This window comes from Klebsiella sp. OBRC7 (assembly GCF_000293135.1).
Classification (GTDB): Bacteria; Pseudomonadota; Gammaproteobacteria; order Enterobacterales; family Enterobacteriaceae; genus Klebsiella; species Klebsiella michiganensis.
The window spans coordinates 1-9,406 of record NZ_ALNJ01000018.1 but is presented as its reverse complement, the minus strand read 5'-3'; the positions used below and the strand labels follow the sequence as shown (position 1 = coordinate 9,406).

Sequence of the window (9,406 nt, the reverse complement as noted above, 5' to 3'; positions counted from 1 at the left end):
TATCGTTCGCCACGGGAATATCTACGGCGGCGAACCAGTAATGGGTTAAGCGATAAAAAGTGTCTGGAAATATAGGGACTAATCTACTGAGGTTGTAACCATCGATAAAAGCGGTGCCAACATGGCGGCGCTGGCCACACTCAACGCCAGTAAACCTGAAGAAGAAACCATCACCATCAGGCAGAGTAAATACCTGAACAACCTGATTGAGCAGGACCATCGGAATATCAAACGCCGAATACGACAGATACTGGGGTTCAAATCATTTCGGCGAGCGCAGACGATAATGGAGGGCATTGAGTTAGTGCATATGATACGTAAAGGGCAATATCAGCATCCCGCTGAAGAGCCTTTATCACCGGCGGAACAATTTTACCTGTTGGTTGCCTAAAATATAGACAGCGCAATAATTACTGACTTGTCTACGCTAATGCGACAGAACCCAACGAGCTGGATTGCCAATCGGCGAAGACCTCTACGGCAGAAAATCCGAGCGTAACAACGAGCGGCCAATACAGCTTCGCTCCGGTTGAGTTGCCATGAATATGGCCATCGTGTGCTTACATGATTTTGATTCCGTTTATTTTACAAAAGCCCCCAGATGATCTTGACGGCGGTCCCTAACAGGACGAATCCAATGATGTATTTAAGCTGTTGCCCTTTGAGTTTTTCGCTCATTAACCACGCGCCAAATGCAGCCCCTCCCGCCGATGCGATACCGGTGGCACCGACCAGCGAATAATCCATTCCCGAAAGCGTTGCGTGGGCAAAGAAACCGGTCAGAGAAGCAAACACGACCACGAAAGAAGCGGTTGCTGACGCCCGTTTGGGTTCCAGCCCGGCCCCCACGAGTGCCGGGACGATGATGCTGCCACCTCCAACCCCTAACAGGCCACCGACAAAACCCGCAACACCGCCAAGGGACAAACTACTCAACATCTGGCTTCGCGCACTACGCTGAATTCCAGAAGATTTTGGCGCGTACAACAACATCATGAGGCTGGCAAAAATAAGAAAACCGGAGAACAGCCACAGTAGAAAATGGCGGTCTAACCTTTGGCTGACATGAACCCCGATTGGCGACAAAACCACGGCCACAATCAAAATGGGGAGTGCCAACCGCCATTCGACCAAACGCTTGCGAATGAATGTCGTTGTCGACACGCTCGTCGATATGGCATTCAGAAGCAAGGCGGTGGCCATCGCTGCATGAATTTCGACCCCTAGTGCCAAGAAGATCGGAACCAGAATAAAAGCGGCTCCGACTCCGGCCATGGCCATGATAGCGGTTAGAAAAAACGTTGCAACGGCAGCGATGGCAAGCATTTCAATTCCTTAGCAAAATGAGGATACAGTATGTCCAGCCAGTTTTTCCTGGCAAGGAATGCAAAGCCGTCCCGCTTCCGTGTCGATCAGTTTATCGACAAAGACACGTTCCCCACATTTGGCGCATAGTTCCGTGTCAAAGCAGCTTTTACCGCGTGGAAGTTCAAACGGCTTCTTTAGCCCGATATCGAGAAACATTTCTTCCGGCATCGATATGACCTTGTTAACCAGGGGGTCAGTGACTTCGGCGGGAATATCCTGTGGCGCTATGCCTTGTTTGCGTTGGGCAACAAAAGGCGAGTTGAGCATGTTGCCGAAAAACTCGTCCTTTAGCCGTACACGTACTGAGCGCCCGGTCTTCACGTCTATCAGAGTGAAAGCCATCTTGTTGTAATAGCGCTTCTCGATGTTCGACTTGCCGTAGGTGCATCCCGTAGCCGACATTACGCCATCCAGAAAGCATCCCGCAGCATGGCCTTTCCCTGTTTCTGCTATGACATGCAGCTCCTTGTCTTCTGCCCGTTCCACACCGAGCGCTCTCATCGCTGCTTGCGCAGCACGGTAGCCTAAAGGCATTGCTGGACACTTATGGCCGTGAAAGACCATCGCCGCTTCGAATTCATCGTGTGTCATTACTCTATCTCCTTCGTGAGTCGCGTAGCTTCCTGATGAAGCCACTATCTTGAAGACGAATGAACTCGCAAAAGGATGCAGAAATTTTCTTCGAGATTGATTTCAGTAATCCTCACGCCGAGGTGCGTGGTAACAAGCCCGACCACTGTAGTCAAAGTGCACTTGGCAATTACGTATCAACACCTCGCGCAACCGCTGACGAATTCTCCGTAACCTAGACTTCACGACGGAAAGACTTAACTCATGAGTATCGGCAAATTCTTGCTTACAAATGCTGTGCTGGGGGCAGTTTGGATATCGAATCTATGGTCACTCCCGTTTTTGCAACACTGATTTTCGACGATATCATTGGCTTGCTTAAATCTATCCAGCGTCAGAATCGCGCCACGATGAGTTCTGCGCCTGATGAACCTCAGAAAAATCATACGGCTTCAGATGAGCCATTCCGATATACAGGTTCTTCAACAGGCCGGTCGGCCGTTTGTATCATCAATGATCAGCATTCGCAAACCAGATAGGTGATTGTTTAAAAATTTATTGTTAGAGACTTACGACGCGAACGTCTGTTGTCGCGTCGTAAGCACCCAGGCTATCCTGGCCAGCTTGTTTGCGAGTGCGCAGGTCACAACAAAGTTGCTTTTTCTGCACATTAATTCCCTGGCCCAGTTTGCCTTTCTGGTGTTCTAGTTTTTGTTTTTTGTATGAACACTCTGGGGCACTGGACCAGTAATATTCGGATCTTTTTGTTGCCTCGTTTGCTGATCCCCAACAGAGTTGTTCGACCACCGGTGCTGTACTCACGTGGAAGCAGCCCCGTTGCCGCTGCGAAGTCACGACTACTGGCGTAGTGTTTCCCATCGCCAAGCTCAGTGGAAATAGTACTGACCGTGAGCGTTCCCACACAGGGAATGGTCAATAGACGTTGGCCACAACAGCCTGCCAGTACCTTCTGCGCTCAACCAACATACAAACCCAACGGCTGAATGAGTCATTCCTTTTCTCAGCGCCAATAAGCACTGAAAGATCCCCCTGTACCAAGAGCGTTCGCAGATACGAATAACCGGCTTTTGTGATCCTGCCGAGCTTCGGCTTTCCGCCGCTGCTGTATTGTGATTGCGTCAGTCCCAGCCAGGCGGCCAGTTGACGTCCATTTTTAAAATCATGTGCATTACCGATACTGGCGACCAGCGCACAGGCAGTTGTGGGGCCAACGCCCTTTAGCTCCATCAGCCGCTGACTGCGATGATCTGTTTTGGCCATGCGGGACAAAATTCGGTCATATTCAGTGATGTTAGCTTCAATGTGTTCCAGCAAATCATCAACACATTGCTGAACCTGAAGCGGTAAAGAGCTCTTCTGCACAGAAACTATGTGGCGCAGGGCATCAGTATTTTGTGGCGCGATGACACCGAATTCAGATATCAATCCTCGCAGACGATTATACGTTGCTGTTTTCTCTTCTATGAAACCCTGACGGGTGCGGTGTAAGCATTGCATTGCATCGCCTGCTGGCTTTCGTCCTTCACGGGTACAAATCGCATATGTGGGCGACGAACCGCTTCACAGATAGCCTGAGCATCAGCTGCATCATTCTTCCCTGATTTGCCGGCCATGCGGTAAGTAGACACAAATTTAGCGGCCATCAGACGTGGCTCATGACCATACTGCCGAAATAACCTTGCCAAGTAGTGAGCCCCAGAGCATGCTTCCATCCCGATAACACAGGGAGGCAAACCTGCAATGGACTCAGGAAGAGCAGCACGCGAAACTTTAGGTTTAACCAGAACAGTTCTGCCATTCTGATCAACACCGTGAACAGCAAACACATTTTTAGCAAGATCGATACCGACAGTCGTGATAGTCATAACGAATTACTCCGGGACGATGTGTACCCCATGATTGCACAAGAGTTAATCAGGCGCATAATCAGGGAAAGTCCCTTCCATTCGTTAAGATGATTTTTTGTACGGTTATGGCCCGATCAAAGACCGAGCCGAATGGGTTAACTCTCACCGAAGATAATTTTCTCGAGATCCTGCAAGTCCTGCTGTGATTGCTCGTTAAGGTTGGCCTCTGTTTTGTCGTACCAGCTAAGTAACTTCTGGCCAAGTGGTGTCAAAACCGAGCCTCCACCTTTGCTGCCGCCTGTTGACGTGATGACCACGGGCTTACCTATCCCTTTGTTTAACGTATCAATCAGGAGCCACGCCCTTTTATAGGGTATACCCAAATCTTTTGCGGCGGCTGACAGGGAATGAAACCCATCTATAGCGCGCAATAGATCGATTTTACCCGGCCCCAGCGAGATGTTGTCATTAATGTAAATTCGGGGTCTGACCAAAATAAAATCAGATATAAGCGCTTTTTTATTCATCCTGATACCTTTCTCGAAATTATTTTTGCCGGGTGTGTTTGAACGTTTTGATGGCGGAGATAAGAAGGATCACCCCAAGTAAAGTCATAAGTACTTTAACCGGGAACAGGCCGACCAGAAGTCCGCCAATTGCCGCACCAATCACAGATCCGATGACCATCCATACAAACAGCGGCCTTTCTTTTTTCAGAATCTGGAAAGCATCTGCATTTGTATAACGGGAAAAACCAACAATCATTGTGGGCAGGCTAATCATCAATGACAGGCTTCCGGCCAGTTTGATATCAACCCCGAACAGGATAACGATTGTGGGGATCAGAAGCTCACCGCCTGCCACACCGAGCAATGCTGCGACTATCCCGATAAAGAACCCTGAAATCACACCTGCAATAATTGTGGCAATACCGGGTTGAAATAACCCGCCGGAAATACTGTGCAGTGGTAGCCATGCTTCTGAGAACATGACGAACGACAGTAAAACAAGGAGGAGCAGAATGATTCTGTCCAGCCAGATTCTGGACATCTTAATGGCGCGGCCTGCGGCCCACCATGCCCCAATAAGACTTCCTGCCAGTAAATTCATGACAATATCAAGATGCTCTACCAACTGATCGGTGGCTATCGATTTTGTGCGGAAAATTAGAGCGATAGCGACAACAGCGAGGCTCATTGCTTTGTTAAAGATGACGGCTTCCAGGGTGGGTATTTTGAAACTACCGATCAGGACGGGAAGGCGAAACTCAGCCCCACCGAGCCCAATCAGCCCTCCTAAAGCCCCAATTACCGCGCCTGAGAAAAAACCTTTTCCATTCCTTTTTGAAACTGATGACATGCATTCCTCTCTGATTCGTTATGTCATTCTTGACATAACGATGAGCATAGCATTTCAGATGATAAGTTTGATAGTACGTTGTATAGGCGGGAATTGATCCAGCTTAAAGCTGATTCAATCAGTACCGGTGATTTTATTAAGCGCCTGTATCCGACAAACCTGAGAAGAACTGTAGCCGGTTGCTTCTGCTGTCTCCCGTATACTGAGTTTCTTAACCTGTCGGTAGTACAACACCTTCTGGTGTCGTTCACTGTCTGCCTGCTTGCCCCGGTATTTACCCAGGGAATGAGCACGCTCAATTCCCTGTTGCTGTCGCTGGCGACGACTCAGCCAGTCCTTATGCGACATTGCGGCCATCAGATCGATCAACATATTGTTGATCGCCGTGATAACTGCGCGGGTTATCGGGTCAGCCTGTGAAGGATCTTTATCTGACAGAGCCTGCCATGAAGTTGGGACGTCAAGACTGACGATCCGCAGTTCATGTTGCTCAATCTGCTTTTTCAGCGTCATCCAGTCGCTGTTGCTCAGACGGGTCAGACGGTCTATCTGCTCGACAAGTAAAATATCATTGTGGTGACTGTCCATTAGCAGGCGTCCCAGCTCCGGGCGGTCGAGTTTTGTTCCGCTGATATTCTCCCGGTAGTAACTGGCTATTTTATACCCTCGTTCCTGAACGAACTGCTCCAGCATATCTTTTGCTCGATCGGCAAACTGATCTTCCGTCGACGCTCTCAAATAAGCTCTGATGAACATTTTTTCACCGCATTATCGCTTTTAGGTTATTGCATTTATTCTATCGCATATAGGTTATGTCATTCATCGTGTACCGTCACGTTTTTATTATGGCGTCAGGGTGTACCCTTATGCGATAACCATTTTTGTTAAAAATACCGCATCGGATAATTTATGAGGGAAACTATATGGCAAGGAGGCAGATTCTTTCTCTGTCGGAAAGAGAATCATTACTGGCATTGCCAGACGATGAGTTAACGCTGACCCGGATGGCCTATTTCAGTGAGCATGATCTGGCGCTTATCTGTGCTCACCGTAAACCCGCCAGCCGTTTTGGTTTTGCCGTCCTTCTTTGCTATCTGAAAAATGTTGGCTTTGCCCCGGATAAAAAAATCCCACCCTCTGATGCACTGCTGAAACATATCGCCAGCAGGCTAAATCTTACCGGTGATCTCTGGCCTGCTTACCTTTCCGGCAGGGATACGACCCGGCGCGAGCATTTAACCGAACTGTACCGCTATCTTGGCGTGAAGGCATTTACCGGCAAAATACAGCAGGACTGTATTACACACCTGCTGTCGATGGCGACGCGTACTGATAAAGGTATTCTCCTGGCCGAAGAGATGCTGGTCTGGCTCCGGCAGAACAACGTAATAATCCCCGCGATTGATGTCGTGGAGCGTACCTGTGCTGAGGCCATGGCAGGCGGCGATAAAATCGTATTTCAGACTCTGAATGCCCCGTTAACTCCGGCTCACAGGGATGCCCTGGATCGTTTACTTGAGTCATCGGATAATCAGTCTTCCAGGCTGACATGGCTTCTGCAACCGCCGGGTAAAATCAATGGTAAGAACGTGCTGCAACATCTTGATCGGCTCAGCAGCGTTGAATCGCTGGCATTACCGGAAGGTATAGATCGTACCATTCACCAGAACCGGTTGCTGAAACTGGCGCGGGAAGGCCGGAAGATGAGTAGCCGTGATTTGACCCGATTTTCAGCAACCCGGCGTCATGCGATCCTGGTGTGCGTGCTGGAAGAAGCCAGAGCCACACTGACAGACGAAGTGATTGAGTTGCATGAGCGAATGCTGAACAGCCTTTTCAGCAAAGCCAAAAGAACACAGGCAGAGCGCCTTCAGCAGACCGGAAAGCTGATCCAGTCAAAACTGAGGCAGTACATCGATGTCGGTCAGGCGCTGTCTGATGCCCGCGATTCCGGTGACGATCCATGGCTCGCAATAGAAAATATACTCCCATGGCCTGAATTTGTCGCCAGTCTGGAGGAAACACGCCATCTCGCCAGAAAAAATAATTTTGACCCGCTGCATATTATTACCGAGAAATACAGCATATTACGGAAATATGCCCCACGCATGTTATCCACTTTACAGTTAGTCGCAACCCCGGCAGCGCAACCTCTGGCTGATGCGCTGGTTGTGATCAAGGATATGTACCTGAAGCACTCACGTAAAGTTCCGGCGACTGCGCCGCTTGAGTTTGTCCCTGAAAGCTGGCACAGGGTGGTGATTACACCTGCGGGTATTGATCGGCAGTATTATGAATTTTGTGCGCTCAGCGAGCTTAAGGGAGCGTTGCGCTCCGGGGACATCTGGGTTAAAGGCTCACGGCGCTACAAAAATTTTGATGATTACCTCATTCCCGAAAAGGACTTTGACAAACTCACTCCGGCGCTGCCACTGCCCGTATCTGCTGATTACCATGAGTACATTACCAGCCGTATGACCCTGCTTCAGTCCAGACTTGAAGAGGTCAATGCCATGGCAGCCCTTGGTGAACTGCCCGATGTGGAAATTTCCGACAGGGGCGTAAAAGTCTCTCCGCTGGATAACTGCGTACCGGCGCAGGTTTCACCGCTGGCAGAGCTGGTTTACAGCATGCTACCGCGCCCTAAAATCACGGAAATTCTCGATGAGGTAAACGGCTGGACGACGTTTACCCGACATTTTTCGCATATAAAAAATGACATTACCCGTCCCGATACCCGCCTGCTTCTCACCACCATTCTTGCGGATGGCATCAATCTTGGCCTGACAAAAATGGCAGAAGCCTGCCCCGGGAGTACCAAATCATCACTTGAAGATATTCAGGCATGGTACATCCGCGACGAAACCTATTCAGCCGCCCTTGCAGAACTGGTAAACGCGCAGGGGAAAAGGCCGCTGGCGGCATTCTGGGGAGACGGGACAACATCATCATCAGATGGACAGAATTTCAGAACAGGCAGCACTGGCCGCTACGCAGGACAGGTTAACCCGAAATATGGGCAGGAGCCCGGACGACAGTTTTATACCCATATTTCGGATCAATACAGCCCGTTTTACACCTGCATAATAAGTCGGGTCAGGGATTCAACCCATGTTCTCGATGGCTTGCTGTACCACGAAAGTGACCTGAAAATCAGGGAGCATTACACCGATACCGCGGGTTTCACCGATCATGTCTTTGCCCTGATGCATCTGCTGGGATTTGCGTTCTGTCCGCGAATCAGGGATCTCCATGACAAGAAGCTGTTTATCAAAGGGAAAGCAGACCAGTACCCGGCGCTTCAGTCACTGATATCAACGACCAGCCTGAACCTGAAAGAGATCGAAATTCACTGGCGTGAAGTGTTGCGTCTGGCAACCTCGATAAAGCAGGGAACAGTGACGGCATCCCTGATGCTGAAAAAGCTTGCCAGCTACTCAAAGCAAAATGGACTTGCCAAAGCACTGAGAGAAATTGGCCGTATTGAACGAACGCTGTTTATGATCGACTGGTTCCGCGATCCGGCACTTCGTCGGCGGGTCCAGGCGGGACTGAATAAAGGAGAAGCCCGTAACGCGCTGGCGCGCGCGGTATTCCTGCACCGTCTGGGTGAAATCAGGGATCGTAAACCGGAAAATCAGAGCTATCGCGCCAGTGGACTGACGCTGCTGACGGCAGCTATCTCGCTGTGGAATACCGTCTATATGGAAAGAGCGGTCGATGCCCTGAAGCGTAAAGGGGTGAAGATCAACGATCAATTGCTGTCGCATTTGTCCCCGCTAGGCTGGGAGCATATCAATCTGACAGGCGATTATATCTGGAAAAGCAACCGGATACCGTCAGCCGGTAAGTTTCGTCGGCTGAGGCCAGCTAAATTAGGCAGGTCAAAAAATAACCTTAACGTACAATAATTTTCGATATCCAAACTGACCCCTTATGGACATTCATAGCATTAACCCTGAAGCAAGACTTACAAAGTGAGAGGGTAGCGTCTGAAATAGTACCTGTATATATATGGGTCTTCCCTTGTTGTGGTGGCTGAAGGCATGATAATGGTGTATTTAATCGCCAGAGGTCACCGCCATGGACGAAAAGTCCCTCTACGCTCATATTCTCAATCTGTCCGCTCCGTGGCAGGTAAAGTCCCTTTCTCTCGATGAAAATGCCGGTTCTGTTACTGTCACTGTTGGGATCGCTGAAAACACCCGGTTAGCCTGTCCGACCTGCGGTAAATCCTGTTC

At 49.6% G+C, this 9,406-nt stretch carries 6 protein-coding genes and 4 pseudogenes; 3 read left to right on the top strand and 7 right to left on the bottom strand.

Features of this window, described 5'->3' with window-relative positions:
* Positions 1-88: 88 nt before the first annotated feature.
* Positions 89-391 (top strand): annotated as a pseudogene (locus HMPREF1144_RS03060) (DDE-type integrase/transposase/recombinase); the annotation flags it as partial.
* 194 nt (positions 392-585) lie between these two features.
* On the opposite strand, the gene HMPREF1144_RS03055 reads toward HMPREF1144_RS03060, so the two are convergent.
* The 7 genes and pseudogenes from HMPREF1144_RS03055 to HMPREF1144_RS03030 all read right to left on the bottom strand — a co-directional run bounded on the left by HMPREF1144_RS03055 (position 586) and on the right by HMPREF1144_RS03030 (position 5,921).
* Positions 586-1,326, bottom strand: a complete 741-nt coding sequence (locus tag HMPREF1144_RS03055; protein WP_032951290.1) for a sulfite exporter TauE/SafE family protein — start codon at positions 1,324-1,326, stop codon at positions 586-588.
* Positions 1,327-1,335: 9 nt separating this feature from the next.
* Positions 1,336-1,959 (bottom strand): FmdE family protein, encoded by a 624-nt coding sequence (locus HMPREF1144_RS03050; protein ID WP_007372374.1) that lies wholly within the window; start codon positions 1,957-1,959, stop codon positions 1,336-1,338.
* A 548-nt stretch (positions 1,960-2,507) separates the two neighbouring features.
* A pseudogene (locus tag HMPREF1144_RS30920) lies at positions 2,508-2,887 on the bottom strand (transposase); the annotation flags it as partial.
* Positions 2,884-3,824 (bottom strand): annotated as a pseudogene (locus HMPREF1144_RS03045) (IS110 family transposase); the annotation flags it as partial. The pseudogenes HMPREF1144_RS03045 and HMPREF1144_RS30920, both read right to left, overlap by 4 nt.
* Positions 3,825-3,961: 137 nt before the next feature.
* Entirely contained in the window at positions 3,962-4,333 is a 372-nt protein-coding gene (locus tag HMPREF1144_RS03040; protein WP_009651828.1) for a winged helix-turn-helix domain-containing protein, read from the bottom strand.
* A gap of 19 nt (positions 4,334-4,352) precedes the next feature.
* Complete coding sequence (locus HMPREF1144_RS03035) at positions 4,353-5,165, bottom strand: sulfite exporter TauE/SafE family protein (RefSeq protein WP_007372378.1); 813 nt, start codon at positions 5,163-5,165, stop codon at positions 4,353-4,355.
* 114 nt (positions 5,166-5,279) lie between these two features.
* A complete protein-coding gene (locus HMPREF1144_RS03030) occupies positions 5,280-5,921 on the bottom strand; it encodes a recombinase family protein (protein WP_009651826.1) in 642 nt (213 codons plus the stop codon).
* Between the two features lie 167 nt (positions 5,922-6,088).
* Here HMPREF1144_RS03030 and HMPREF1144_RS03025 point away from each other — a divergent pair, with 167 nt between their 5' ends.
* Positions 6,089-9,076, top strand: coding sequence for a Tn3 family transposase (locus HMPREF1144_RS03025; RefSeq protein WP_009651827.1), 2,988 nt, complete (start codon positions 6,089-6,091; stop codon positions 9,074-9,076).
* A 172-nt stretch (positions 9,077-9,248) separates the two neighbouring features.
* A pseudogene (locus HMPREF1144_RS32830) lies at positions 9,249-9,406 on the top strand (ISL3 family transposase); the annotation flags it as partial.